21 protein-coding genes and 1 riboswitch are annotated in these 26165 nt (G+C 60.2%); of the genes, 6 read left to right on the forward strand and 15 right to left on the reverse strand.

The window, feature by feature from the left end:
* Positions 1-11: 11 nt before the first annotated feature.
* The 8 genes from POR16_RS05430 to POR16_RS05465 form a co-directional block, all read right to left on the reverse strand.
* The gene (locus POR16_RS05430) at positions 12-3332 is read right to left on the reverse strand and encodes a dermonecrotic toxin domain-containing protein (RefSeq protein WP_122235433.1); all 3321 of its coding nucleotides are present in this window, start codon (positions 3330-3332) and stop codon (positions 12-14) included.
* A 132-nt stretch (positions 3333-3464) separates the two neighbouring features.
* On the reverse strand, positions 3465-5279 hold the full coding sequence (gene atzF / locus POR16_RS05435) for an allophanate hydrolase (protein WP_005889208.1): 1815 nt from the start codon (positions 5277-5279) through the stop codon (positions 3465-3467).
* 35 nt (positions 5280-5314) lie between these two features.
* Positions 5315-8914 (reverse strand): urea carboxylase, encoded by a 3600-nt coding sequence (gene uca, locus POR16_RS05440; protein WP_122381062.1) that lies wholly within the window; start codon positions 8912-8914, stop codon positions 5315-5317.
* A gap of 109 nt (positions 8915-9023) precedes the next feature.
* Complete coding sequence (locus POR16_RS05445) at positions 9024-9641, reverse strand: urea amidolyase associated protein UAAP2 (RefSeq protein ID WP_005889211.1); 618 nt, start codon at positions 9639-9641, stop codon at positions 9024-9026.
* 11 nt (positions 9642-9652) lie between these two features.
* Complete coding sequence (locus tag POR16_RS05450; RefSeq protein ID WP_005889212.1) at positions 9653-10378, reverse strand: urea amidolyase associated protein UAAP1; 726 nt, start codon at positions 10376-10378, stop codon at positions 9653-9655.
* Positions 10375-11157, reverse strand: a complete 783-nt coding sequence (locus tag POR16_RS05455) for an ABC transporter ATP-binding protein (protein WP_005889213.1) — start codon at positions 11155-11157, stop codon at positions 10375-10377. Before POR16_RS05455 ends, POR16_RS05450 begins: the two co-directional genes overlap by 4 nt.
* Positions 11154-11969 carry an ABC transporter permease gene (locus tag POR16_RS05460; protein ID WP_005889214.1) on the reverse strand — a complete coding sequence of 272 codons (816 nt, stop codon included), beginning with the start codon at positions 11967-11969 and terminating at the stop codon, positions 11154-11156. The genes POR16_RS05455 and POR16_RS05460 overlap by 4 nt, the downstream gene beginning before the upstream one ends.
* Before the next feature lie 27 nt (positions 11970-11996).
* Entirely contained in the window at positions 11997-13064 is a 1068-nt protein-coding gene (locus tag POR16_RS05465; protein WP_024671693.1) for a putative urea ABC transporter substrate-binding protein, read from the reverse strand.
* A gap of 63 nt (positions 13065-13127) precedes the next feature.
* Positions 13128-13230, reverse strand: a riboswitch (guanidine-I (ykkC/yxkD leader).
* Between the two features lie 489 nt (positions 13231-13719).
* On the opposite strand from POR16_RS05465, the gene POR16_RS05470 reads away from it, so the two are divergent.
* Together POR16_RS05470 and ung are read left to right on the forward strand one after the other, a co-directional pair.
* Complete coding sequence (locus POR16_RS05470; protein WP_162010126.1) at positions 13720-14121, forward strand: hypothetical protein; 402 nt, start codon at positions 13720-13722, stop codon at positions 14119-14121.
* A gap of 158 nt (positions 14122-14279) precedes the next feature.
* Entirely contained in the window at positions 14280-14972 is a 693-nt protein-coding gene (gene ung, locus POR16_RS05475; RefSeq protein ID WP_005889217.1) for a uracil-DNA glycosylase, read from the forward strand.
* A gap of 29 nt (positions 14973-15001) precedes the next feature.
* Here the strand turns inward: ung and POR16_RS05480 are convergent, their stop codons facing one another.
* From POR16_RS05480 to POR16_RS05495, 4 genes are all read right to left on the reverse strand, one after another.
* Positions 15002-16036: an AbrB family transcriptional regulator gene (locus tag POR16_RS05480; RefSeq protein WP_005889218.1), complete on the reverse strand. Its 1035-nt coding sequence runs from the start codon at positions 16034-16036 to the stop codon at positions 15002-15004.
* Complete coding sequence (locus POR16_RS05485; protein WP_005889219.1) at positions 16029-17543, reverse strand: tripartite tricarboxylate transporter permease; 1515 nt, start codon at positions 17541-17543, stop codon at positions 16029-16031. Before POR16_RS05485 ends, POR16_RS05480 begins: the two co-directional genes overlap by 8 nt.
* Position 17544: 1 nt before the next feature.
* Complete coding sequence (locus POR16_RS05490) at positions 17545-18003, reverse strand: tripartite tricarboxylate transporter TctB family protein (RefSeq protein WP_005889220.1); 459 nt, start codon at positions 18001-18003, stop codon at positions 17545-17547.
* Positions 18004-18065: 62 nt separating this feature from the next.
* Entirely contained in the window at positions 18066-19049 is a 984-nt protein-coding gene (locus tag POR16_RS05495) for a Bug family tripartite tricarboxylate transporter substrate binding protein (RefSeq protein WP_172678978.1), read from the reverse strand.
* A gap of 468 nt (positions 19050-19517) precedes the next feature.
* On the opposite strand from POR16_RS05495, the gene POR16_RS05500 reads away from it, so the two are divergent.
* Both POR16_RS05500 and POR16_RS05505 read left to right on the forward strand, forming a co-directional pair.
* Positions 19518-20189: a response regulator gene (locus POR16_RS05500; RefSeq protein ID WP_005889222.1), complete on the forward strand. Its 672-nt coding sequence runs from the start codon at positions 19518-19520 to the stop codon at positions 20187-20189.
* On the forward strand, positions 20182-21564 hold the full coding sequence (locus POR16_RS05505; protein WP_005889224.1) for a sensor histidine kinase: 1383 nt from the start codon (positions 20182-20184) through the stop codon (positions 21562-21564). Before POR16_RS05500 ends, POR16_RS05505 begins: the two co-directional genes overlap by 8 nt.
* An 11-nt stretch (positions 21565-21575) precedes the next feature.
* Here POR16_RS05505 and POR16_RS05510 read toward each other — a convergent pair whose 3' ends face one another.
* Both POR16_RS05510 and ygfZ read right to left on the reverse strand, forming a co-directional pair.
* The gene (locus POR16_RS05510; RefSeq protein WP_005889227.1) at positions 21576-22397 is read right to left on the reverse strand and encodes an HDOD domain-containing protein; all 822 of its coding nucleotides are present in this window, start codon (positions 22395-22397) and stop codon (positions 21576-21578) included.
* A gap of 114 nt (positions 22398-22511) precedes the next feature.
* On the reverse strand, positions 22512-23453 hold the full coding sequence (ygfZ, locus tag POR16_RS05515; protein WP_042932204.1) for a CAF17-like 4Fe-4S cluster assembly/insertion protein YgfZ: 942 nt from the start codon (positions 23451-23453) through the stop codon (positions 22512-22514).
* Between the two features lie 152 nt (positions 23454-23605).
* Between ygfZ and POR16_RS05520 the strand changes: the two genes are divergently transcribed.
* Complete coding sequence (locus tag POR16_RS05520) at positions 23606-23860, forward strand: FAD assembly factor SdhE (RefSeq protein WP_005889231.1); 255 nt, start codon at positions 23606-23608, stop codon at positions 23858-23860.
* Positions 23844-24308 carry a protein YgfX gene (locus POR16_RS05525; RefSeq protein ID WP_005889233.1) on the forward strand — a complete coding sequence of 155 codons (465 nt, stop codon included), beginning with the start codon at positions 23844-23846 and terminating at the stop codon, positions 24306-24308. Before POR16_RS05520 ends, POR16_RS05525 begins: the two co-directional genes overlap by 17 nt.
* Here POR16_RS05525 and nadB read toward each other — a convergent pair.
* Positions 24277-25893 (reverse strand): L-aspartate oxidase, encoded by a 1617-nt coding sequence (nadB, locus tag POR16_RS05530; RefSeq protein WP_005889234.1) that lies wholly within the window; start codon positions 25891-25893, stop codon positions 24277-24279. The genes POR16_RS05525 and nadB overlap by 32 nt on opposite strands.
* Between the last annotated feature and the right edge of the window lie 272 nt (positions 25894-26165).

The raw sequence follows: 26165 nt of genomic DNA on the forward strand, positions 1-26165 counted from the left end.
GGTCGCTGGGTTCAGGCCATATTAGCAATCACCGAACCCGCTGTCGGGGCATGATAGACGGGTGCGCGACTCAGCAAGGCCGAGAATGCGGCACATCGGCAGTGCACCAGTAATATTCGGTCGTAATGAATGCCTTGAGCCGACAGGCTGTTGAACAGATCGGCCAGCGATGGCGGCGTCATGCCGAAACGGTTGCGCACCGTCAGCACGTCCATCGGCGTCGGCGGCAACCAGCCCTGCAAGGGCGATGCCCGAGAGTTGCCTACCACGCGTGCTATCTCGTCATAAGTCTCGTCGGTTGCACTCTGGAACTTGGACAGGCTGTAATTTTTAAGCCTGCCGGGTAGCGACGTCCCGGCAATGAGTTTGTCGGTAATGAACAGGGGCTCGAGCGACGTGTGCGGCATCACTGAATGCACCGCCGTGTTCGAGTGGGAGAATGGCCTGGCATTCTTGTTGACGACGCGATGCAGTTGCGGGTCTACCAGTTCGTAGCCATGCGGCGCGTAGGTGCGAATTTCGGTACCGTTGGGGATTCCTACTGTACGCGACCACGGTGTGTAATACCCGTGGGTGCTGACCACCAGAGTCCGCGCTTGGCCTCTGTCGGACGTCCACAACAGAAACCTTCGGCCCAGCTTCCAAGCATGTATCGGCAAGAGGGTTGGCGATAGGGACGTGGTGACCGTCCAGCGTCGCAGAAGCGCGTCGGTGTGGAAGAATTTCTCCAGTCGGGTCTGGCGCGGGTTCACCACGTGCCTGCGCAGCGCTCTGTCTATAGCAGTTAAGGCGGCCTGGCTTTTGCTCGCGGCTGGTTTGGCGATCCTGCTTAATGAGCGCAGCATGCGTGGCGTTTGCGGAGCCCGCTGCAACAGCCCCAGCGACAGCGTAGCCAGTAAAGCGTGATTTTTCTCTGCGTGGCGCCTGCCCGGTAACTGCGTTGCGGCGATAGCGAGTGAGGCAAGGCCGACCTCGGTCGCCAGCGAGGCAATAAAGGCGGGTGTCAGTAACAAGGACATGGGCACCAGCAAGCGTTGTAAATGCAGCAGCCGTTCTGTCCAGTCAGCCAGTGAAACCTGCGCCGAGGTAGTGATCTGTTCTTCTGCGTCATCCAGTGCGTTTTGCCTGAGGCGCTGGTGCAAAAAAGCGAATGGCGTGTTTGACAGTCTTTTTTCACACAGCGAGTGGCGCATGGCCTGGCGCGTGTCAGGGTTGTAGAGCGCGTCGGTCCAGGGACGCAGTATCGACGCAGGCGGGTTGGGAGCCTGGGCACCGCCCCACAGTTTGAACAGGTAATTCAGGCGTTGCTGATGGCTGAGAGGAACGTAACGCATGACCGTTTCACGCCACTCCGGATCAGCCGTTTTACGGGTCAGGTGCAATGCCAGTGCCGTGTCGTCGACAAACTCCAGAAACCCCTCGGCGTGGCCTGCCTGATAGAGCACCTTCCGTGCGCCCGGTAGTTCGAGCACCAGCAGACCGGTGTACTGATGCACCAGCCCGTCGATCAATGAGCCCTGAACGAAAAAACCGAGGGCCCGCCATTGATGTTGCGCAGCGGGCGCAAGTGTTTCCACGACAAGATCGAAGCTGCTGCGCCTGAGTTTGCCGCGTTTCAGGCTGATCAGTAGCTGCGCGATGAACGATGATCTGAATGCTCGTTCGATAGTGCTGTGCTGCTGGTCCCAGAAGTCGTGGATGCGCTGAGTCATCCAGTTCAGAAAACCGAAGCCGCTTATGTAGTTCTCGAGCGCCTGTGGACTGATTTTCAGGATCTGGCCCTGCTCACGGTTACCCAGCCCGGAGGGGTCGAAGAAGACTTCGGTGCCGCCGCCGTGATCGACATAGCCAGCCGGATGATCGACCCGGTAATGATCCGTCAGCGCTTCGGTCAGGCTGACCGGTTTTTCGTCGGGGGTGTGAACATGGATGGGCGCCACGCGGGGTACGCCCAGTGGCCGGTTCGAATGGCCGGGCTTATAGGCGATGAACACATGCTCAGGGTTGAGGGTAAGCCCGTGGTGGTCCTTTAAATAGTTCGCCATGATGTGTGCAGCCATTTTCGAGGCGACCGGTATTTGTTCGAGAATGTCCGGTTGTGTCTGCCAGAGGTCTGCAGCGCCTGCCAGCGCAAGGCTGCGCGCCACAGGTCTGAGCAGATCGATGGTGGCGCAGGTGTTTCTGCCGTTCAGAATCGCCGTGAAGGAAGCCTGCGTGAGAGCAGTGAACAGATCGCCTTCGATCAGCGGAGCATCGGCTACCATCGCTGCATGTTGTTGCAGTGCAAGCAGCGCGTGGCCGTACAGCCCGGACGCGTTCATGGCTGCCAGTAACCGCTGGGGCATGTGTGTCGGATCATCGCTGATGTACTCGGCGATCTTGCCCTTGGCGCCCAGTATGTGAATGAAACAGTGTGAGGTGGTTTTCGACCTGACCTGAAATATCCCGGGCACCTGCTCGCCGTTCAACGAGAGTAATCGGACCTCGGTCAGTTCGCCTCGTCCGCTATCTTCCAGCACATGCCCGTCGAGGGGAAACCGGCTCATGCCCAAGGCGTCCAGTGCAAGCCGATAGCCGTCCCGACTGATATGTCGGTGGGTGTGCTGTCGGGCCAGGTTGTCGAGAAAAGCCAGCCGCGCCAGTGTGCGCCAGGTTGCTTCGTGCCGTACCCGGAAAGCTTCCAGGATGGCGCTGTAATCATGATCCAGAGGCATATCGCCTATCCATTTGAAAACCTGCCTTGTCATCAGCGAGGGCGTGTCTTCGGATATGGGTGTGTCGGTAATGACGCTGCGATACAGGGCCAGAAAATGTTCCGGTTCGAAGCTGGTCAATGCCACGTCAGTCAACGACAGACTGACGCTGTAATGCTCTTGGCCCTGATCGTCCACAGCGGGCAGGTCATCGCTGCTGAACGTGATCTGCAAGGTGTCCGGATCGAGCACGTTGCCACTCTTGTGCATGAGCAACGTGATCAGTTGCTCACGAACGTAGTGTTGGCGGGGCGGTGGAAAGTCCATGTCCAGCTGGCAGGCTTTCAGAAGCAATGCCGAGTCGGCAATCAACCGGAAGCCAGGGCTGTCGCGCATGGCTTTAAGTTGACGTTCGATGTGCGAAGCGATGTCTTCCGGCCCGCGCTCTTCCGATACCGGCGGCAATGGGGTTTGAGCGAGCGGTGAATAGGCCGTCGGCAGGGTGAATGTTGGCGATGCGTTCAGTGTGTCGTGCCTGTCGCTACTGTGCTCGGGCCGCAGAACGCTGGGCTGCTCAAGCAGGAAAGCAGACGGATGGAACAGTGTGTCCTGGCGAAGCGGACTCCAGATAGGGTTCATGACGTGCGGTCAAAATAAATGAGTGGCCATTATTCCGGGAGTTGCAGCGCGGGAGGTCATAGGTATGTACCGCAGCTTGCGATCACGCCAAAAGAGGCAAGGCGGTGCGCTGGGGCACACCGCCTTGTCTGCTTAAAGTTGCTGCAGGTATGCGCGCCAGCCACCGAGATGGCTGATGTCGCGCGAGCCTTCCAGGCCATAGGCCTCGCAGATGAAACCGGTCTCCCAGCGCCCGTCGGTCAACTGCACCTTGCCCAACCCGAGCGGTGCCGGGATACCGCTCAGAAACGAGCCCAGCTCGGCGCTTGGCAGCTCCCAGACTTCAACGGCGATCGCCACGCCACCCCCGGCCACGCGCATCATGCCGGGCCGGAACGGCGGGCCGCCAGCCAATGCATACAAGCGATAATCGGCTGAGCTTTGTGTGGCCTCCAACAGATGGCCGCCACGCTGCCGGAGCTGCCAGTTCAAGGTCAGACCGTCCAGATGCGCGCCGCATACCACCAGCCTGGCCATGTCATTGCGAGCGGCATTGGTCGGGGTCGGTAGCGACGGTACCTCGCCCCCGATCAGCGGCAGGGCGCTTTGTCGCTGCAAGGCATCGGCCAGGCTAAGCAGGTATTGATCAGTGAACGCTCGCCCGAACAGCGTCACGCCCCACGGCAGACCATTGCTCATGAAGGCGCCGGGCACGGCGATAGCGGCGTAGTCGAGCAGGTTGACGAAGTTGGTGTAATAACCCAGTTCCGAATTTCGCAGCACGGGCCCGGCGCTCAGTTCTGCCGAGGTTACCGGACGACCAATGCTTGGCGTCAGCACGCAGTCCAGCCCTTCCAACGCCTGGTCACAGATCATTTTCAGCGCTTGCAGGCGATATTGCGCGCGAAAGGTATCGACTCCGCTGACTGCGGTTGCTTTGGCCAGCACCGCACGAATGACCGGCAGCACAGCCTCGGGGCGCTCTTCCATCAGCGGCCCGGCGACGCTGTAGCGTTCGGCCACCCACGGGCCTTCGTACAGCAACCGTGCAGCTTCCAGAAAGGGCGACAGGTTCACGGTGACTGCTTCGCCGCCCAGCGCAGTGAGGCGGTTGACGGCATCGCCGAACAGCAACGGGCCTTCAGCACAACCAAAGAACTCCAGGTCTTCGGCTCGGGGAACTCCGAAACGGAACGGGCGAGGTGCACCGAACGCCGAGGCGTCGTTCCACTGCGGGTTGCGACGGCTGTACTCATCGCGTGGGTCAAACCTTGCGACCAGCCCCAGCAACTGACTGGCTTCTCTGGCCGTGGCAGTGAAGGTGGAAACACAGTCCTGTGTGCGGCAGGCGGGCACTACTCCGGCTGTGGAGATCAAGCCCTTGCTGGCTTTCATGCCCAACAGATTGTTCAGCGCTGCAGGCACTCGTCCCGAACCTGCGGTGTCGGTGCCCAGAGCAAAACTGCTGACACCCAGCGCAACCGCCAGAGAAGAACCAGAGCTTGAACCGCCGGATGGATAGTCCGGGAGAACGCTATTGGGGCAAGCGCCATAGGGCGAGCGGCTGCCATTCAGGCCAGTCGCGAACTGGTCGAGATTGGTCTTGCCCATCGGCACCGCACCCAGTGTGATCAGCTGCTCGACGACGGTCGCCGAGCGCTCGGGTGTGTAGGCGTAATCCGGACAGGCGGCGGTGGTGGGAATGCCGGCCAGATCGATGTTGTCCTTGATCGCGAAGGGCACGCCGTACAGGGGCAGGTCCTTTAGGTCACGACTTTCCAGCTCCGCAAGGTAGGGTTCCAGTTCATCCACGCTGAGCAAGTGAATGAACAGGTGAAAGACGGGATTGAGCGCTTCGGCTTTCTCGCGCAGTGCCAGAATCAATTGGCGGGGCGTCAGATCACCGGCCTGATAGGCGCCACGCACGGTGTCCAGGCGAAGGTCGTTCGGCAATGTTGTGTCGGTCATGACGAAATTCCAATGAAGTTGAAAAGTTGATCGGTTCAGTCTGCTGCCAGTACCACGACCCGCTGTCCCGCGCGGATTGCGGAACCTGGCTGCACCCGGACTTCCCTGACCACGCCTGCGACAGGCGCTAGCAGGGGGATTTCCATCTTCATCGACTCCAGAATCACCAGCACATCGCCTGCTTCGACCCGTTCGCCAGGCTGCACCTGTACTTGCCATAGATTGCCGGCAATATGGCTGTCGATGCCTTGGTGGCCTGCTTGCAGGGGAAGTTCTTCGATATCAGGTGCAACGCCTTCATCGCTTTGAAAATCCGCCTGACCGTTGGCGATCCAGCGTTCGCGTTCGGCGTTGAACGCCGATTGCTGCTGCGCACGGAATGCCGCAATGTCGTCTGCTTCACGTGCCAGGAAGGACTGGTAATCGGCCAGGTTCAGGGTGCTGTGTTCGATGTGCAGGGCAAAGCGCCCAAGTGGAAAGTCGCGGCGGATGCGTAACAGTTCGTCGGCGCTGACCGGGTAGAAACGGATCTGATCGAAGAAGCGCAGCAACCACGGTTTGCCTTCGAAGGCGGCGACATCGCGGTAGCGGTTCCACATCTGCAACGTGCGGCCTACGAATTGATAGCCGCCGGGGCCTTCCATCCCATATACGCACATGTAGGCGCCGCCAATACCGACAGAGTTTTCAGCAGTCCAGGTGCGTGCCGGGTTGTACTTGGTGGTCACCAGCCGATGCCGAGGGTCCAGAGGCGTGGCGACCGGTGCGCCCAGGTACACATCGCCCAGCCCCATGACCAGGTAGCTGGCATCGAATACTGTGCGCTGTACTTCATCCAGATTGGGCAGGTCGTTGATGCGGCGGATGAACTCCAGATTGCTCGGGCACCAGGGCGCGTCCTTGCGCACGGTGGTCATGTATTTCTCGATGGCCAACTGGCAGGCCGGGTCATCCCACGACAGGGGCAGGTGGACGATGCGCGACGCCACTTGCAGGTCTTTCGCTGCACACACGGCGTCCCACTCTCCGGCAACAATGTCGAGCAGTTGCCGAAGCGGCAGTTGTTCGGGGCAGTAGTGGACCTGCAGCGAGCGAATGCCCGGCGTCAGGTCGATCACGCCTGCCAGGGCCTTGGCTTCCAGTGCGAGCATCAAGGCGTGGCCGCGCAGGCGCAGCACCAGATCCAGCTCCGGCGCGCCGATTTCCAGCAGCAGGTGAGTGTCGCCGGACAGCCGCGCTACCAGGCGTTTGTCGTCGTGACCGATGTCGAGAATGATCGGGCTGGGCAGTTCGCCTTCGCGAGCAAGCTCGCTCCCACAGATGTTTACGGGACCTTGGGGGAGGGTTGAGTGCACTGCCGCATGACACGCCTCGACACTCACCGGATAAAACCGGACCTTGTCTCCGGCCTTCAATTGCCCCAACTGCCACAAATCCGCTTCGATGATGGTCACCGGGCACACGAAACCACCCAGGCTAGGGCCGTCAGGGCCGAGGATGACCGGCATGTCGCCGGTGAAATCCACCGCGCCTATCGCGTATGGGTTGTCGTGGATGTTGGAGGGGTGCAGACCTGCCTCGCCACCGTCCGCCCGCACCCATTCAGGTTTGGGGCCGATCAGGCGCACACCGGTACGGCTGGAGTTGAAATGCACCTCCCAGTCGGTCGCAAAGAACGTTTCGATGTAGGTTTCAGTAAAGTATTCCGGGGCTGCATGAGGGCCGTAGATCACTCTTATCTGGCGGACTTTTTTCAGCTCGTCGAGGTGTTCGTCGGCAATCTGCTGGCCTGAGCTGCGATCGACCAATGCCGCGATATGCAGCACATCACCCGCCCGCAAAGCTCGGCCGCCATGGCCGCCAAACTGGCCTAGGGTAAAGGTGCTTTTGCTGCCCAGATAATCCGGCACGTCCAGCCCGCCACGCACGCACAGGTAACTGCGTACGCCAGCACCGGCTATGGTCCCCAATGCAAGGGTCGAACCGGCGCGCACCAGCAGTGCGGTGTTCATGGCGCAGGGCTCGCCATTCAGCGTGATCGGAATATGCGCGCCGGTCACGGCGATCACCGCGTCGGTATTGAAGCGCAGCAACGGCCCGCTCATGGTGATTTCCAGCGCGGCGCATCCTTCGGCATTGCCCAGCAACAGATTCCCCTGACGCAAGGCGCGGCTGTCCATCGGTCCTGACGGCGGCACACCGACTGCCCAATAACCCAGGCGGCCGGGGTAATCCTGAACGCTGGTCTGCGTACCGCCGCTCAGCACCTCGAACGTATCGGCTTGATACAGGAGGTCTTCCAGGCAGCGCGTCCACGGCTGACCGCTGGCGAAGGGCGTGTCGGCGATGATCTGGCGCAAGTAATCGCGGTTGGTCTCGACGCCGTACAGGCGGGTCTCATGAAGGGCTGCGGACAAGCCGGCACTGGCCTGATCGCGGTTTGGTGCCCAACTGATCAGCTTGGCAATCATCGGGTCGAAATACGGTGGTATTTCGCAACCGGCTTCCACCCAGGTGTCAATGCGCAACGCATGGCCATCGGCTGGGGGGAAATTCACCGCTGTCAGCAAACCGGGGCAAGGCTGGAAATCGCGGCCCGGATCTTCGGCATACAGTCGCGCCTGAATGGCATGACCGACGGGTTTGAGGCTTGCCTGCAACTGGCTGAGCGGCGGCAGATCACCCGCCGCGAGTTGCACCATCCAGCTGACCAGATCGACGCCCCACACTTGCTCGGTGACGCCGTGTTCGACCTGCAGGCGCGTGTTCACTTCCAGAAAATAGAAGCGCTGGTCTTCGCTGTCGAAGACGAATTCAACAGTCCCGGCGCTGCGGTAACTGACCGCTCTGGCCAGCTTGATCGCCGCCGCGCACAGCTCATCGGCCATGCCCTTTGGCAGGTTGGGGGCCGGGGTTTCTTCCAGTACTTTCTGATTGCGGCGCTGCACCGAGCAGTCGCGCACGCCGAGGGCTAGCACTTCGCCCTGGCCGTCACCAAACACCTGCACTTCCAGATGACGGGCGCGCTGGATGTATTTCTCGATGAACACACCCGCGTCGCTAAAATTGTTCTGCCCAAGACGTTTGACTGCCTCGAATGAATCGGTCAGTTCCTCTGCACTGCGACACACGCGCATGCCGATGCCGCCACCGCCAGCGGTGCTTTTGAGCATCACCGGGTAGCCGATGGCACGAGCCGCAGAAAGGGCTGACTCCAGGCTGTCGAGCAGTTCGGTGCCTTCCAGCAGGGGCACGCCGTGTTGCCTGGCCAGCGCACGGGCGGTGTGCTTGAGGCCAAACACCCGCAGTTGCTCGGGCGTCGGGCCGACGAAGGCGATACCGGCGTCTTCGCAGGCCTGGGCAAACGCAGCGTTTTCAGAGAGAAAGCCGTAGCCGGGATGAATAGCTCTGGCGCCAGAGGCTTTGGCAATGGCGAGGACCTTGTCCACCGCCAGGTACGTACTGGCCGCGCCGCCTTCGCCCAGGCTGTGGGCTTCGTCGGCCTGCATCAGGTGCAGGCTGGCTGCGTCGGCTTCGGAATACACCGCCACGCCTTTCACCTGCAAGGTGCGCAGGGTTCGCAGGATGCGGCAGGCAATGGCGCCACGGTTGGCGATCAGCAGTTTGTCGAACATGGCATAACCCCGGAAACCCAGTCGCACTCGGTTTCGTGATGGGAAGCGGGCCGTCCCGCTATTGATCAATCTACGCAACGGTCGTCCGTTGCTGGCGGCGGGTGCCGGGTCAGTCGCGGATCAGCAGGTGCGCAGGCGTCGGGTTATAGCCGTTGCATGGATTGTTCAGCTGCGGGCAGTTGGAAATCAGCACGATCACGTCCATTTCGGCGCGCAGCTCGACGTACTTGCCGGGCGCGGATATGCCGTCCTCAAAGGTCAGGCCGCCTTCGGCTGTCACAGGCACGTTCATGAAGAAGTTGATGTTCGGGCCGATGTCGGCCTTGGTCAGGCGACCGTCATGCAGGCAGGCGCGCAAGTAGTTGTCGCGGCAGCTGTGCATGTGGCGTTTTTCCAGAGCGTAACGCACGGTGTTGCTCTCTTGGGCACACGCGCCACCCAACGTGTCATGACGACCGCAGGTGTCATCGACAATGGTCAGCATCGGCTGGCCGAGGTTGGAAAACAGCACGCTGCCTTTGGTCAGGTAAACGCTGTTTTGCCGGCGCAGGGTGCGCTGCACGTCGTAGCGTTCGCGCGGGTTGGCGAGGCTGAAAAACAGTGTGTCGACCGCCTGATTGCCCTCCAGGTCGAGAATGCGCACGGTCTGTCCGGCCTTTACTTCGGCCAGAAACGGTTCGCCAGCCGCAATGGTCGCGTCGCAGGAGTGATGATTATGTGAGTTCATGACGAGGCTCCTCAGGCGAACAGGCGGTCAGTGTTGATAAAGCCGCGCTCGTTTTCCGGGCGCGATGTGCGGCAGTGCTCGGCAATGCTGGCGTCGGCTTTCATCCAGCCGAGTTTGAGCGGTTGTGGAGCGTATTCTGGGTTGGGGTCCATCGGGTGTTGCAGCGCGGTGAGCACCACCAGCGTGTCCATCGGCGCATACAGCTCGATGTAATCACCTGCTTTCGAATTGTTCGGGGCGAAATGCAGCTTTCCTGCTTCGTCCACATCGACGCGGCTGAACAGGTTGAGGGTCATCAGCAGGTCGGACAGCCCCAGACCCCATTTGCCCAGCTCGACGAGCAGGTTATCGACGCCATTGCGAAAGAAACCGTTACGCAGTTCCTGATAACGCCCTTGGCCGTATTTTTCAGCGACTTCCTGGGCGTTGAGCACGCCACCGATGCTGTCGCTCCAGCCGCAGGTGTCGGTGACGATCGCGGCCAGTATGCGACCCATGTCTGAGTACAGGCAGTGGCCGTTACTGAGCCTGGCGGTGTGCTGGCATTTGAGGCTGTCCGGCAGGTTCAGACGCTCGCTCTTTTCGTGAGCGTTGAGCAGGGTGAGGCTGACGTTGGCGTTGCCGCGCAAATCGGTCAGGCGCAACAACTCGCCGCGCTTGAGGACAAACGAGCGATGGCCGCCACCGGGCAGCAGTTCTTCGGCAAAAACCGGGTACAGCGTGGTCGAGTCAGTCATTGAACGGGCTCCTCTGAAACGTTGATCAGCGAATCGATGGCAGCGCGTTCGGCGCGGCGTTCGCTGTTGAGGGGGATGTCATAGGTGATGCGCGCGCCATATGCCCCCGGTTCATGCGGGTCGTGGCGCACCTTGTCGAACACCAGCAGGCGGGTGCCGAGGTTGAAGCCTTCGGACAGGTCGTGGGTGACCATGAATACGGTCAGTTTTGTCTCACGCCACAGCTCCAGCAGCAAATGGTGCATGTCCTTGCGAATGCCAGGGTCGAGCGCGCCGAACGGCTCATCCAGCAGCAAAACGCGAGGTTTCATGATCAGTGCCTGAGCAATCGCCAGCCGTTGTTGCATGCCGCCGGACAGCTGCGTCGGGTACTTTTCCAGCGCATGGCCCAAGCCGACCTTGCTCAACAGCTGCGCGGCCTGCTCACGCGCCTCGCGTTTGGCCTGACCGAACAGCCGGCCGAGCCAAGCTGCGCGTGGCAGCTCAAGGCCCAGCGCCACGTTGTCGAGTACCGACAGGTGCGGGAACACCGAGTAGCGCTGGAAGACCACGCCCCGGCTGGCGTCCGGTTCATTGAGCAGCGCCTGGCCGTCCAGCGTGATCAGGCCGCGGCTCGGGGTTTCCTGGCCCAACAGCAAGCGCAGGAAGGTCGATTTGCCACAACCCGATGCGCCCACCAGGGTGCAGAACTCGCCCTCGGCGACGTCCAGATTCAGGCCTTCAAGCACCACCTGATCGTCGTATTGCTGCCAGACATTACGCACACTGATAAAACTCATGCGCGGGCTCCTTCGTACCAGGGAAAGGCGCGTCGGGTCAGAGCTTTCAGGCCCCAGTCCATCAGCCAGGCGAGCAGGGTGATCCACACCACATAGGGCAGAATCACATCCATCGCCAGGTAGCGCCGAACCAGAAAGATCCGGTAGCCCAGGCCGTCAGTCGACGCGATGGCCTCTGCGGCGATCAGGAACAGCCACGCCGAGCCGAGCACCAGGCGCAGGGCGATCAACAGGCGCGGTAGCAATTGCGGCAGAACCACCCGCAGGATCAGTGTCCAGGTCGTGGCACCCAGGGTTTGCGCCTTGATCAGCAGCTCGACCGGGATTTCCCGGGCGCGTTGTTCCAGGTCGCGGGCCAGAATTGGCGTGATGCCGATCACGATCAGCATCACTTTCGACAGCTCGCCCAGACCGAAAACGATGAACAGGATCGGCAGAATCGCCAGCGGCGGAACCATCGAAAGCACTGTCAGCAAGGGCGACAATGGCGCGCTGAACAGCGGCAGGATGCCCGCCGCGATACCCAGACAAAGCCCCAGCAGCGCACTGATGCCCAAGCCGATAGCAAGTCGCTTGAGGCTCGACGCAGAGTCTTGCCACAGCAGGTAGTCGCCAGTACGAGCGTCGGCGGTGAACGCTACGCGTTTGACCGCATCGGCCATCTGCACTGCGCTGGGCAGCAGCTTGTCGGTAGGGTTCTCCGCAAGCCTTGTGGCCGAGCCCATGAAGTAGGCGAACAGCAGCAGGGCAAACGGCAGGATCACCAGAATCAGGCGACCGGCGCGATCCGGATGGCGGTTTATCAAACGCATGGCAATGACCTTTCTACTGAGCGTGGTTTACAACTTGCCGTCGGCGGCCATCTGCACGTAGCTGGGGTCAAAGTGCAGCTTGAGGTTGGCCTTGTCGCCGACGATCACACCGTTTGCGAACGACATGCCGACCGCGTTCGCGTCGCGCGCGCCTTCGCCGAGCAGGCCGTGGGCGAATGAGAAGTCGGCGACTTTGCGCTGGGTTTCAGGTAACTGGCTGCTGGTGGCGAACTCAAGCGCTTCCTTGGGCGTGGCAAACAGCTTGGTAGTGTCCAGCTGCGCCTGGAAACCGGCCAGGTCAGTGCCTGACGCCTTGGCCATGTGTTCCAGAGCGGCCTTGGCCTGGGCGTTTTTGGCGTTCATCAGGCCGACTACTTCAAACCATGCGCCGGTCAGGGCTTTGCCCAGTGCCGGGTTGTCTTTCAGGGTTTGGGTGTTGACGACCATCATGTCCATGATCTCGCCAGGGATCTGGCTGGAGTTGAACACTTCAGTCACGCCAGGCTTGGCCTTGATGTCCGACAGCATCGGGTTCCAGGTGGTAACCGCCTGCACGTCATCGGTGTTGAAGGCTGCCGAGATATCGGCATCCGAGGTGTTGACGACCTTGAGGTCCTTTTCGCTGAGCTTGACGCTGTCCAGCGCGCGGGCCAGCAGGTAATGGGAAACCGACAGCTCAACCAGATTGACGTCCATGCCTTTGAGGTCGGCCACTTTCTTGCCTTCGCCCTTGATCACCACGCCGTCGTTGCCATTGGAAAAGTCGCTGACGACCAGTGCAGTGCTTTCCACGCCGCCCGCAGCCGGGATGGTCAGGGCGTCCATGTTGGTCATGGTGCAGCCATCGAACTGGCCGGCGGTGTATTGGTTGATGGATTCGACGTAGTCATTGAGCTGGGTGACATCGATCTTGATGCCGTACTTTTTCGCCCACTTGTCGACGATGCCTTGGCTACCTGCGTATTCCCACGGCATCCAGCCTGCGTAGATGGTCCAGCAAACGTTGAAATGATCTTTCTGGGCGGCATTCGCCGAGAGGCTCAACGCAGCAAGCAGGCCTGCAGTGAGCAGACCGAAAAGACGAGGCTTTTGCATGTCGAGAAATCTCCAGTAGTGAAAAAAGGCGGCCAGGAGCAACGTGACACCACTGGTGTCCCTGTCTCCCGGGCTTTTGTCCCGCCGTGTAACCTCTACTGGAGGTCGCCAACTCTCGGACCAGCCACTTGCCTGTCGGCAAGCCGGAACCCTAGTCGGCTATTGCAAATTGTGGTGCCGCGAACCTGTGTTGACTCCTGCACGTGAGTTATCAAGCGAGAGTTGTGCCAACTCTTTGCACGCCTTGATTTTGAAGGCTGCATGGCAAATCGTTACTGGCCTGCAGGAATGAGGCTGCCTTTTGCTGGTGCGGTATGCACCGGGATGAAGCGCGAGCATGTTTGATGGAGTGAAATGTTTTGTAGCATCTTTGCGGAACGCTCAAACCGCTCCGCAAGTCTTTGTTTCACGGCCATTCCAGCCCGGATCTACACGCTTCACGCGGCTTTATAAAAAGCGCGTAAAGGGCACTAGAAAGGCTTTTCGCTGTCTGATTTTCTGTCCGCCAGCCTGTTTGGTGGACGCCGACCAGCGTCGCTGGTTTGTGCCAATCGCGGTCCAGGAGGCCGCCATGTATCGAAGACCTTTGCTCATCACGTTGCTGACCCTTTTCCTTGCCGGTTGCTACGCAGGCCCTGGTTACTATGAATCCGACGTGTACACACAACCGACTACCGTTGTTCGCGGCAGCGCTTACGCGTATGACAACGGCTATAACACAACGTATTACCAGGAACGGCGCATCTACGTAGCACCGCAACCACGCTATTACGAACAACCGCGTTACTACGCTCCGGCACCGCGCTATTACGCGCCACCCCCTGTGCCGCGCTACTACCAGCCGGGGCGTCCACCGGGCTATGGCTGGAGACATGACGGGTTCCGCCGCAATGACGGGTTTGGTGGTAATGGCGGTTTCGGACGTAATGACGGCTTTCGCGGGGACCGTGGCAATCGCGGCTGGGATGACCACGGCGGTCGTGGCGGGCGAGATGGCCGCGATGGTCGCGACCACGGCAGAGGCGGGCGCGGCGATGGCCGTGGCGGCCATCGGTAGCTGAAACCTCACCCTGTCTAGTCTTGCTGCCGACGCACCGCGTCGGCATGCCTTTATGTAAGTTTTGCTTCCGGCCCTGGACGCGCATCGCGCATCCAGCATTGACTTTGCTGCCGGGCTTTCCTAGTGTCCGCGCATTGTTTTTAGCGGATGTAACCATGACTAGCGACGACCGCATCAAGCTTGAGCCAAGCTGGAAAGAAGCCTTGCGTGACGAATTCGAACAACCCTATATGGCTCAATTGCGTGAGTTTCTGCGTCAGGAGCATGCGGCCGGCAAGGAAATCTATCCGCCCGGACCGCTGATTTTCAATGCGCTGAACTCGACGCCGCTGGATAACGTGAAAGTGGTGATCCTCGGTCAGGACCCGTATCACGGTCCCAATCAGGCACACGGTCTGTGCTTTTCGGTTCAACCGGGCGTGCCGACGCCGCCATCGCTGGTCAACATCTATAAAGAGCTCAAGCGCGACCTGAATATCGATATTCCGAATCATGGCTGCCTGCAATCGTGGGCTGATCAGGGCGTGCTGATGCTCAACACTACCCTGACGGTCGAACGCGCAAACGCTGCTTCTCATGCGGGGAAAGGCTGGCAGCATTTTACCGACCGAATCATTCAGGTGGTCAGTGAGCATCAACCGCATCTGGTCTTTCTGTTGTGGGGCGCTCATGCGCAAAGCAAGCAGAAGCTGGTCGATGCGACCAAGCATCTGGTGTTGACGTCCGTCCATCCTTCACCGCTCTCTGCCTATAAAGGCTTTTTGGGCAACGGGCACTTCGGGCGTGCCAATAAGTACCTTGAGCAAAACGGCCTGGCGCCGATCAACTGGCGACTGCCTGCGCTTTGAGTGGGGGGCTTGCGAACTGACTGAGTCGCTCAGTCGGCCAGCCGTTTGTTCCAGCGTCGGTACAGCGGCTCGGCCAGAAACAGCACGAACAGCAAGCGCATGACCTGCATGGCCGTTACCAGTGGCACTGACAACTGCAGCACCTCGGCGGTCAGGCTCATCTCGGCGATGCCGCCGGGCATCATGCCCAGCGTCAGCGAGCGTAAATCCAGATTTGTGAGGGCGCTGAGGCCCAATGCGGCCAGCGCTGCGATCAACATGGTCAGCGCAGTGCCGAGTAGCGTACGGGCCAGAAACGACGGTGCACGCCTGAAGAACTCCCGATTGAAGTGACAACCCAGCCCGCTGCCGATCAGCAACTGGCCGAGCTGGCTGGCACCATTGGGCAAGCCGATTCTCAGATCCCATACCACGCTCACCACCGCGCTGAGCAGCAATGGGCCGAACAGCCACGGGTTGGGCTGTTTGAGACGCTGCCACAGCCAGGCCAGCGCCGCCCCGACTGGCAGTAGAAATGCCAGCCAGCGCCAATCGACAACAGTGCTGTGTAATGCGGGCGCTCCATCACCCAGCAAGTACTTGAAAATCGCCGGCACACACAACACCACCGCCAGCACCCGCAGGCTTTGCGCAGCGGCGACACTGCTGAGCCTGGCGCCGTTGCGCGCGCCAAGGTTGACCATCTCTCCGGAACCGCCCGGCATGCTTGAGAAAAACGCAGTCGGGCGGTCTTCTCCGGTGCGCAGCATCAACCAGACGCCCACCAGGCACGACAGGCTGGTGACCAGTGCACCGATGAAAATCAGGCCGAAATGCTCCAGTACCTGTTCGATGACCACCGGGGTGAAATGCAGGCCGATGCCGATTCCCACGATCAGCTGACCGCATTTTCGGCCGCCTGGAACTTGCCCGAGCTGCCAAGGCGTCAGGCAACGTACCAGGATGATTGCCAGTAACGAGCCAACCATCCACGGCAGCGGCCAGCCGACCTGACTGGCGAGGTAACCGCCCAGCAGGCCGACCAGTGGCGTTGCCCACCATTGACGCAAGGACGAATCAGCCATGCGTCGCAGCAGCCTGCTGTTTGGCGCGCTTGCGCCAGATACGGATCAGCGGGAACAGCAGCATGAACACGGTCACCACCCAGACGCCGAGGGTGATCGGGCTGGCCCAAAGAATCCCCAGCTCGCCGTTGGAAATCGACAGGGCGCGGCGCAGGTTCTGTTCCATCAGGCCGCCAAGGATGAAGCCGAGCAGGATCGGCGACAGTGGAAAGTCCAGCTTGCGCAGGATGTAACCGAAGATGCCGATGCCGACCATCAGGAACAAGTCAAACGTAGTGGCGTGCACCGCATACACACCGATGCCGGTGATGATCGCGATCACCGGCACCAGCGCCCAGTTCGGCACGGCGAGGATACGGGTGAAGATGCGGATCATCGGGATGTTGAGAATCACCAGCATGATGTTGGCGACGAACAACGAAGCGATCAGGCCCCAGACGATATCCGGTTGCTGCTGAAACAACATCGGGCCGGGCGTGATGTTGTAAAGCGACAACGCGCCGATCATCACTGCCGTGGTCCCGGAGCCAGGAACGCCCAGCGTCAGCATGGGCACCAGCGCACCACAGGCCGTGGCGCCGATGGCGGTTTCCGGGGCGGCCAGACCGCGCATGTCACCCTGGCCAAACTTGCCACTGGCACCGGCGATGCGTTTTTCGGTCATGTAGGCGACCGCACTGGCCAGCGTTGCACCGGCGCCCGGCAGTACGCCCAGGATAAACCCCAGCAGCCCGCAACGAATGTTGACTGCAAAAACCGAGGCTGCTTCCTTGAAGTTGAACATCATGCGGCCGGTGGCTTTGACCGCCTCCTGACCTCGATGGGTTTTTTCCAGCAGCAGCAGAATTTCGCTGATCGAAAACAACCCCAAGACCAGCACCACGAACTGGATGCCATCCGTCAGGTGAATGTTATCGCCTGTGAAACGGTACACCCCGCTATTGGCGTCTATGCCTACTGCGGAGAGAAACAAGCCTATCAGTGCAGCGATGAACGTCTTGAGTGGCCTGTCACCGGCCATGCCGCCCAGACAGACAATCGCAAACACCATCAGCACGAAATACTCCGCCGGGCCGAAAGCAATCGCCCATTTGGCGAGCAGCGGCGCGAACAGCACCATGCCGCAGGTAGCGATGAACGCGCCGATGAACGAGCTCCACGCCGACAGCGACAAGGCCACCCCGGCCAGCCCTTGGCGGGCCATCGGGTAACCGTCCAGGGTGGTCATGACCGTTGACGCCTCGCCCGGAATGTTCAGCAGGATCGAACTGATCCGTCCGCCGTATTCACAACCCAGATACACAGCCGCAAGCAGAATCAGCGCCGACTCGGGCGGCAGACCCACGGCAAAGGCTATAGGGATCAACAACGCCACGCCGTTGATCGGTCCCAGCCCCGGCAGCAGGCCGACGACGGTGCCGATCAGCGTGCCGGAAAGCGCAGTGATCAGGTTGTACGGGGTGAGCGCGACGCCGAAGCCCTGGCCCAGGTAGCTGAAAGTATCCATGTCAGTTCTCCAGAACGCGAAGCAGGCCCAAAGGCAAGGGGACATCCATGGCCTTGTCGAACAGCAGGTAAAGGCCGACGCTCATCAGAATCACCACCACGACGCTGGGCAGCCAGCGTCCGCCGTACAGGCGCGCCATGGGAATGCCGATCAGAATGCTGCTGAGAATGAAGCCCAGCGGTTCGAACAACCCGGCGAAGATCAGCAGCAACACAATGCACAGGCCGATCTTGACCAGCGTTTCGCGATCCAGCGCAGGTTCCTCCTCGGTGTGGACAATGGCTGTAGGGCGAATCAACAGATACAGCAGGGCGATGCCCATCAGCCCCAGCATCAGCAAGGGAAAGGCGCGAGGGCCGACCGGTTCGTAGGAAAATGGCGCCTGATAAGGCCAGGCCATGAGGGCCAGGCCTGCGCATGCTAACAACAGCACGGCAGCGAAAATACGTTGTATGACCATGAGAAGCTCCTGAGTCGCGCCCGCTGTGCAGGCGCCACTGATAGTCAGTCAAGTGTGTTCGATTACTGAATCAGGCCGAATTCCTTGGCCATCAATTTGTAATCGGCTACCTGCTTCTTGACGTAGGTGTCCAGCTCCGCGCCGGTCATGGCGAACGGGAACAGCTCGCGCTGGTCACGCAGCTTGGCGAAGTCTTCCGAGGCCAGAATCTTGTCGAACGAGGCTTTCCACCAGTTGTAGTCTTCGTCGCTGACCTTTGGCCCGAGGTAGAAACCGCGCACCACCGGCCAGACGATGTCGTAGCCCTGTTCCTTGGCGGTGGGGATGTCTTTCATTTCCGGCTCGTCGAGGCGCTTGTCGGCAAACACGGCAAGCAGGCGCATGTCACCGCTCAGAATGTGCGGCATGGAGTCGGAGATGTCGGTGCTGCCTACCTGAATATGACCGCCGAGCAGCGCGGTGGCGATTTCGCCGCCACCTTCCAGTGCAACGTAGCGCAAAGCACGCGGGTTGATACCAGCGGCTTTGGCGATCAGGGCAGTCTGCATCCAGTCCTGACTGCCTACCGTACCGCCGGAGCCGATCACGACTTTGCTCGGGTCGGCTTTAAGCGCCTTGACCAGGTCGTCGAGGTTTTTATAGGGCGAGTCGCTTTTGACTGCGATAGCGCCATAACTGGTGCCTACGGCGGCGAGCCAGCGCACGGCGTTTTCATCGAAACGGCCGAATTTGCCTTGCGCCAGGTTCAGCAATGAGCCGCTGGACCAGGCGACCAGCGTGCCTGCATCTGCCGGGCGCTGAGCTACCACGGCGTTGTAGGCCACTGCACCGACGCCGCCGGGCATGTAGGTCACGCGCATGGGGGTTGTCAGAATCTTCTCGTTGATCAGCGCGCTTTGTATCAGCTTGCAGGTCAGGTCGAAGCCTCCGCCTGGTGACGCGGGAGCGATGCACTCCGGGCGCCTTGGCTCAGCGAGCAACTGGCTGGCAATCAGCATGCATCCGGCGGTGGCCGCTATGTGGCGCAGGGAAAATCTCATGTTCAGTCTCCATTTTTTTGTTTTTGGGTGTTTTGATCAGAGAAGAAGCTGGCAACAATCGTTTTCGTCAGGGGTACGACGGGACACCGTTCGCTGACAGAAAAATATCGCGGTTACGGAAGGTGGTGCTGGCGATTCGAGAAGGGGGCAATCGGGAGAGTGTTCGCAGTGAGCCATTCGCGGATGAAAGGCGATCAACGAACGGTCGAGCCTGGGCTGGCTTGGACATGTGTGACTCCGTTTACTGATTTATTGTTTTTATTTTTTAGACGCATCCGGGCGCCTGCTTTATACGTACCCTTTGGTCGGGCCGTATCGCGATGCTAAACGACCAACCTTTCACAAACCTTTCAGCTGGCTTTCGATTCGCCATTCCAGGGATATGAGTCGTTTCTGTGCTTCACAGCTGGCGGTCTGTCTGTAAACTCCGCTGCCACACACACTGACAATAACCGTGACTATCGGGAGACGGCGATGCGTGTTCTTCTCGTGGAAGATCATCTGCAATTGGCTGAAAGTGTCGCGCAGGCGCTCAAGGCAGCGGGTTTGACCGTTGATGTGCTGCACGATGGCGTAGCCGCCGATCTGGCGCTGAGCAGCGAGGAGTATGCCGTTGCCATTCTCGATGTCGGGCTGCCGCGCATGGACGGTTTTGAAGTTCTTGCCCGCTTGCGGGCACGCAGTAAAAACCTCCCGGTGCTGATGCTGACAGCTCGCAGCGACGTCAAGGATCGGGTTCATGGCCTGAATCTTGGTGCCGACGACTATCTGGCCAAACCTTTCGAACTCTCCGAACTCGAGGCCAGGGTCAAGGCCTTGCTGCGTCGCAGCGTGCTGGGCGGCGAACGACAGCAGCGTTGCGGGGTGTTGGTCTACGATCTGGACACGCGGCGTTTCACGCTGAGCGACGAACTACTGACTCTGACCTCTCGCGAACAGGCAGTGCTGGAAGCGCTGATCGCACGACCTGGCAGGGTAATGAGTAAAGAGCAAGTGGCGGCGCAGGTGTTCGGCCTGGATGAAGAAGCCAGCCCTGACGCAATCGAAATTTATATTCATCGGCTGCGCAAGAAGCTCGATGGGCACTCTGTGGCCATCGTGACTTTCCGGGGCCTGGGGTATTTGCTTGAAAGCCGCGATGATTAACGACAGCCTGCGTTGGCGGCTGCTGTGGAATCTGGCGTTGCTGCTGGTGGTGCTGATGCTGGCCAGCGGCATGAGCGCTTACTGGAACGGTCGCGAAGTGGCCGATACCGCCTATGATCGTACGCTGCTGGCCTCGGCCCGTACCATCGCGGCGGGGTTGACTCAGCGTGACGGAACCCTGAGCGCCGACATCCCGTATGTGGCGCTGGACACCTTTGCCTACGACAGCGAAGGGCGCATCTACTATCAGGTAAACGACATTCACCAGAAGCTGATTTCGGGTTACGAAAACCTGCCGTCGCCGCCCCCCGGCACCCTGCGCACCGATGATTATCCGGCCCTGGCCAAGTTTTATAACGGCATCTATCAGGGCCAGGACGTGCGGGTGGTCAGCCTTCTCAAGCCAGTGACCGACCCGGGCATGAACGGCACTGCCGAAATCCGCGTCGCAGAAACCCAGGAAGCGCGCAAGAACATGGCGCGCAGTCTGATGGCCGACACTTTGTTGCGTCTGGGCATGCTGGGTGGCGGTGCGCTGTTGCTGGTCTGGTTTACGGTCAGCGCGGCATTGCGTCCTCTGGAGCGATTGCGCACTGCGGTCGAAGAGCGCCAGCCGGACGATCTGCGCTCGCTGCCCATGGTCGAAGTGCAGCACGAACTGCGCCCTCTGGTGGGCGCGCTCAATCACTTTACCGAACGATTACGCGTGCAATTCGAGCGTCAGGCGCAGTTCATTGCCGACGCCGCGCATGAGTTGCGCACACCTCTGGCGGCCCTGAAAGCGCGGGTCGAGCTTGGCCTGCGCGAGCGTGACCCGCAACAATGGCGTAACACATTGGAGTCGGCTGCACTCGGCACAGATCGACTCACGCACCTGGCTAATCAACTGTTGTCGTTGGCACGCATTGAAAACGGTGCCAGAGCAATTGCCGAAGGCGGGGCACAGCAGTTGGACCTCAGCCAGTTGGCCCGGGAGCTGGGCATGGCGATGGCGCCGCTGGCTCACTCGCGCGGTGTCGCACTGGCGCTGGAGGCGGACGAGCCGGTCTGGCTGCGGGGCGAGCCGACCTTGTTGAACGAGTTGCTGAGCAACCTGATAGACAACGCCCTGGCCCATACGCCACATGGCGGCAATGTGGTGCTGAGGGTTTATGCGCCCGGTGTGCTTGAGGTCGAAGATGACGGGGCCGGCATCCCGGCTGATGAACGTGAGCGGGTGTTCGAACGTTTTTACCGTCGCGGCCAGCAGGGCAGCGGCGCGGGGCTTGGTCTGGCCATCGTGGGAGAGATCTGCCGCGCGCATCTGGCCAGAATCACATTGCATGACGGTGCCGAGCGGGGGCTCAAGGTACGCGTCAGTTTTGCCCTGTCCTGAGGCGGACAAGGTCAGTAAAGCATGCTCTTGGCTTCGTCCATCTGCGCATCCAGCAAATCACCGGCCCTGGCAAGCCCTAGCTGGCTGAAGGCCGGCAGATCGGTCATTTCGATGAGGCTGAAGGGGTGCTCGGTGTTCTTGTGGATGTGTACTGTCGCGACCTGGACCAGGTCTGTGTAGTCCGGTGTTCTGGAGATGCGTGAGAAATTCTGGAATTGGCCCGGCACGCATGACAGTGGCTCGGGAAAGTCCCATGAGCGCAACAGGCGCTCGCCAATGACCGGATGAATGCTGTCGATTACGTGGTTGAGGCTGATCGGATCAGACAGCAGCTCGTAATGGTCTTCAGCGTAAGTCAGGATCGGCAGAATGCCGATCAGGTGAATCAGCCCGGCGAGCGTCGCCTGATCGGGTTTGAGCTGGGTATAGCGCTGGCACAGGGTGTAACTGATACCGGCGACCTGCAGGCTTTGCTTCCAGATGTCACGCATCTTCTGCTCGATCACAGGTGATTTGGCGTGGAACATCTGCTCGACGACCAGGCCGATGGCCAGGTTACAGGTGTAGTTGACGCCAAGACGCCGTATCGCCGTGTTGACGTCGCTGACTTCGAAATTCGGGCGCAGCAGGGGGCTGTTCGCGACCTTTATCAGGCGCGCAGAAAGTGCTGTGTCGCTGCCGATGACTTTGCTCAGGGCCGAAATACTGATTTCAGTGTCTTCGGCGGCGAGGCGAATCTTCAGTGCTACTTCCGGCAGGGTAGGCAGAAACAAGGCATCTCTGTCGATGGCCTTGATCAAGTTCCTCTGCACCTCGTCAGCCATCTTGCTCATGTTGCTTCTCGCAGCCGTTGGGGGTGTCCAGCGTTATTCACGCGCCCCGGAGGACGCCGGCGTGCACGCTGGATCGCTCTAAAGACAGTAGGAACCTGAATGTGTTCGTCGGGCTCAGCGCAGAGTTTCGAGTCTGCTGTCCAGCTGGTAGGGCAGGTCGCTCATTTGCAATGCTGCACCCTCGGGCGAGCCGAGGTGTATGCGACCGTTTTCGGCAGCGTCGCCCTGCAACACAGCGAGCAGTTCTACTGCCTGACCAGCCTGCGCAGCAATGACGACATTGCCCACGGCGCTGGCATGCACAGGGGAAAACACTGCTGTACCGGGCTCCGGGACCTGATCGCCCTGCAGGGTCAGCCGGTAAAGCCTGCGCTTGAGTTTGCCGAGGTATTGCATGCGCGCCACGATTTCCTGACCGGTATAGCAGCCTTTCTTGAAGCTGACACCGCCGACCGCCTGCAGGTTGATCATCTGCGGGATGAACTCTTCGCGGGTGCTGCCGAACACCTGACCGATGCCGGCGCGTACCTGACCCAGCAGCCAGTCGTTCAGCGGGCCCTCTGCCAGCTGTGAAGCCAGTCGCGATCTGATGTCGTCGGCCTGTTCGGCACGCACCCAGAGTTCGGCGCGGGCAGGGGAGACGCGAATCGCGAGCATGTCCTGGCTTCGTACGACCGCATCGGTCTCCTGAGGCAGATCCAGGCCAAGGCTGACCAGTGCGCCATCCCCGTCCTGCAGACCAAAGCGCACCCAGGCTGAGCTTTCATCCGTCAGTTTCGATTTGGAGAACACTGCGTATTTGCGCAGGTCCAGCAATTGCGCCTCGATCAGCTCGCTGGCCATTGCCAGCAGGCAACCGTCGCCGTCGAAGACGATGCGAAAACTCGACTGCATCCGGCCTTTTTGCGTGCAGCGCGCACCGAGGCTGGACCTGTCTTCATTCAGGTAATTGAGGTTGCACGTCAACTGCCCCTGAAGAAACTTGCCGGCATCCACGCCGCGAACGGCGAGAACGCCCTCATGGGATAGCGTGCAGAAAAAAGCTGTGTGGGCCATGGTCATCGCAGATTGGGAAAAAAGTCCGGGGACACATCATAGTGCCGAGTCGAGGTTATGCATACGGGTACATGAAAACTGCTGCGACCATTGCGATATTCGCGTGACTGTCTTGCGGCTGTATACTTGCAGCCTACTTTGAGGAGCGCTCCATGGTCGAAGACGTTGAACTCAACCGCCTTTACTGGCACAGCCGCCGTGGCATGCTTGAACTGGATGTGCTGCTGGTGCCATTTGTCCGCGAGGTCTACCCGCATCTGAACGACGTGGATCGCGATCTTTATCGTCGTCTGCTGACCTGTGAGGATCAGGACATGTTCGGCTGGTTCATGCAGCGCGCCGAGTCCGAGGACGCTGAATTGCAGCGTATGGTTCGCATGATTCTGGACCGTGTCCAGCCTGAATGATTACTTCGAGTGTCACTGGCAGGCGTCGCGCCTGCTGCTGACCGCTTATCTTGCTGTTCAGGTGTTGGCGCTGAGCGCCCTGTTGTGGCTGGACATCGACTGGTGGCTTGTCATGGCAGGGGTGCTGATGTGTATGGCGCATGCAGCATGGTCGCTGCCCAGGTCAGTTCTGTTCAGCCACCCTACAGCGTTCCGTGCGCTGAGGCGCGATCAACAGGGCTGGCATTTGTGGAGCGAGCGTAGCGGCTGGCAGCCAGTGCAGTTATGCCCAGACAGCCTGGCACTGCCGCCGGTGGTGGTATTGCGCTTTCGCTTGATCGTCAACGGCAGGCCATCCCGATCGATAAAAAGCTGTTGCATACCGGGTGACGCGCTGAGCTCCGACATTCATCGACGCCTGCGTGTGCGCCTCAAATTCAGCCGGCGTAAGTGGGCGGCACCAGAATAGTGTCCAATGCTTCGGGCAGCAGGTCAGGGTAGTCCAGCGTGTAATGCAGGCCGCGGCTCTCTTTGCGCTGCATGGCCGAGCGGATCATCAGTTCGGCGACCTGAGCCAGGTTGCGCAGCTCGATCAGGTCGCGGCTGACCTTGTAGTTGCTATAGAACTCGTCAATTTCGTCCAGCAGCAATCGCACGCGGTGCTGAGCGCGTTGCAGACGTTTGTTGGTGCGCACGATACCGACGTAATCCCACATGAAGCGCCGCAATTCATCCCAGTTGTGGGCAATGATCACGTCTTCGTCCGAGTCGGTGACCTGGCTTGCGTCCCAGGCTGGCAGGTCGGTTGGCATGCGCACATCAGCCAGTTGCTGCTCGATGTCCGTCGCCGCCGATCTGGCATAGACGAAGCACTCCAGCAGTGAGTTGCTGGCCATGCGGTTGGCACCGTGCAGGCCGGTGAAACTGGTCTCGCCGATAGCGTACAGGCCTGGCACATCGGTGTGCCCGTTGCTGTCGACCATCACGCCGCCACAGGTGTAATGCGCTGCCGGGACGACTGGGATCGGCTGGCGAGTGATGTCGATGGAAAACTCCAGGCAGCGCTCGTAGACGGTCGGGAAGTGCGATTTGATGAATGCTTCCGGCTTGTGACTGATGTCCAGATAGACGCAATCGATGCCCAGCCGCTTCATTTCGTGATCGATTGCCCGGGCAACGATGTCGCGAGGGGCGAGTTCTGCGCGCTCGTCGAATCGCGGCATGAAACGCTCGCCGTTGGGCAGCTTGAGGTGTGCGCCTTCACCGCGCAGCGCTTCGGTGATCAAAAAGCTCTTGGCCTGCGGGTGATACAGGCAGGTCGGGTGGAACTGGTTGAACTCAAGGTTTGCCACCCTGCAACCGGAGCGCCAGGCCATCGCAATGCCGTCGCCGCACGCGCCGTCCGGGTTGCTGGTGTACAGGTAGACCTTGGCGGCGCCTCCCGAAGCCAGAATGGTAAAGCGCGCACCATAAGTGTCCACTTCGCCGCTGTTGCGATCCAGAACATAGGCCCCCAGGCAACGCTGGCCTTCGAGCCCAAGGCGGCGTTCGGTGATCAGATCAATCGCGGCGCGTTGCTCCAGCAGCTCGATATTGGGTCGCTTGCGTGCCTGTTCCAGCAGCGTCCGGAAAATCGCCGCTCCTGTTGCGTCTGCAGCGTGGATGATTCGGCGGTGGCTATGGCCGCCTTCACGGGTCAGGTGAAACTCAAAGCTGCTTTCATCGGCCTCTGCTTTGTCGTCGCGGGTGAACGGGACGCCCTGATCGATCAGCCATTGAATCGCTTCGCGGCTGTGCTCGACCGTAAAACGAACAGCGTCCTCGTCGCACAGGCCGCCGCCGGCATTCAGCGTGTCTTCAACGTGGGACTGCACTGTATCTGTGTCATCCAGCACCGCCGCCACTCCACCCTGCGCCCAGAAGGTCGAGCCATTGGACAGATCTCCTTTGCTCAGAACTGCAATCCGCAGGTGGTCGGGGAGGTTCAGCGCCAGGCTCAATCCGGCAGCGCCACTGCCAATTACCAGTACGTCGTGCTGAAAATATCGACTCATCTATGAATTCTGCCCTTGGCGGCTACTAGTATAAGTATGGGTGTAACGGCACAATAGCCGCGCCTACATGGCAATGTGAGACCACGGCGGGTCCGGATTGTGCTCCAGTCCTGAGCGTCCTGCATATTGTTTTCCCTTTGAATCGTCACTGGACATGCGCCAGTGCATTGATTTCAGGGCGTTTCGTACAATGTGCTGCTCACCCCTGCAATTGTGTATATGGAACTTTTTCATGAGAACCAGACTCAATAGCAGGTTGCCTATAAAGGAAC

It is taken from the genome of Pseudomonas coronafaciens pv. oryzae str. 1_6, assembly GCF_000156995.2.
In the GTDB taxonomy this organism is placed as follows: domain Bacteria; phylum Pseudomonadota; class Gammaproteobacteria; order Pseudomonadales; family Pseudomonadaceae; genus Aquipseudomonas; species Aquipseudomonas tremae.

Coding starts and splice junctions, on each gene's coding strand:
- POR16_RS05430 (WP_122235433.1), bottom strand. CDS start 3,332: ATGAACCCTATCTGGAGTCCGCTTCGCCAGGACACACTGTTCCATCCG.
- ygfZ (WP_042932204.1), bottom strand. CDS start 23,453: ATGGCCCACACAGCTTTTTTCTGCACGCTATCCCATGAGGGCGTTCTC.
- POR16_RS05490 (WP_005889220.1), bottom strand. CDS start 18,003: ATGGTCATACAACGTATTTTCGCTGCCGTGCTGTTGTTAGCATGCGCA.
- POR16_RS05455 (WP_005889213.1), bottom strand. CDS start 11,157: ATGAGTTTTATCAGTGTGCGTAATGTCTGGCAGCAATACGACGATCAG.
- POR16_RS05480 (WP_005889218.1), bottom strand. CDS start 16,036: ATGGCTGATTCGTCCTTGCGTCAATGGTGGGCAACGCCACTGGTCGGC.
- POR16_RS05450 (WP_005889212.1), bottom strand. CDS start 10,378: ATGACTGACTCGACCACGCTGTACCCGGTTTTTGCCGAAGAACTGCTG.
- ung (WP_005889217.1), top strand. CDS start 14,280: ATGACTAGCGACGACCGCATCAAGCTTGAGCCAAGCTGGAAAGAAGCC.
- POR16_RS05500 (WP_005889222.1), top strand. CDS start 19,518: ATGCGTGTTCTTCTCGTGGAAGATCATCTGCAATTGGCTGAAAGTGTC.
- POR16_RS05510 (WP_005889227.1), bottom strand. CDS start 22,397: ATGAGCAAGATGGCTGACGAGGTGCAGAGGAACTTGATCAAGGCCATC.
- POR16_RS05485 (WP_005889219.1), bottom strand. CDS start 17,543: ATGGATACTTTCAGCTACCTGGGCCAGGGCTTCGGCGTCGCGCTCACC.
- uca (WP_122381062.1), bottom strand. CDS start 8,914: ATGTTCGACAAACTGCTGATCGCCAACCGTGGCGCCATTGCCTGCCGC.
- atzF (WP_005889208.1), bottom strand. CDS start 5,279: ATGACCGACACAACATTGCCGAACGACCTTCGCCTGGACACCGTGCGT.
- POR16_RS05445 (WP_005889211.1), bottom strand. CDS start 9,641: ATGAACTCACATAATCATCACTCCTGCGACGCGACCATTGCGGCTGGC.
- POR16_RS05505 (WP_005889224.1), top strand. CDS start 20,182: ATGATTAACGACAGCCTGCGTTGGCGGCTGCTGTGGAATCTGGCGTTG.
- POR16_RS05465 (WP_024671693.1), bottom strand. CDS start 13,064: ATGCAAAAGCCTCGTCTTTTCGGTCTGCTCACTGCAGGCCTGCTTGCT.
- nadB (WP_005889234.1), bottom strand. CDS start 25,893: ATGAGTCGATATTTTCAGCACGACGTACTGGTAATTGGCAGTGGCGCT.
- POR16_RS05460 (WP_005889214.1), bottom strand. CDS start 11,969: ATGCGTTTGATAAACCGCCATCCGGATCGCGCCGGTCGCCTGATTCTG.
- POR16_RS05520 (WP_005889231.1), top strand. CDS start 23,606: ATGGTCGAAGACGTTGAACTCAACCGCCTTTACTGGCACAGCCGCCGT.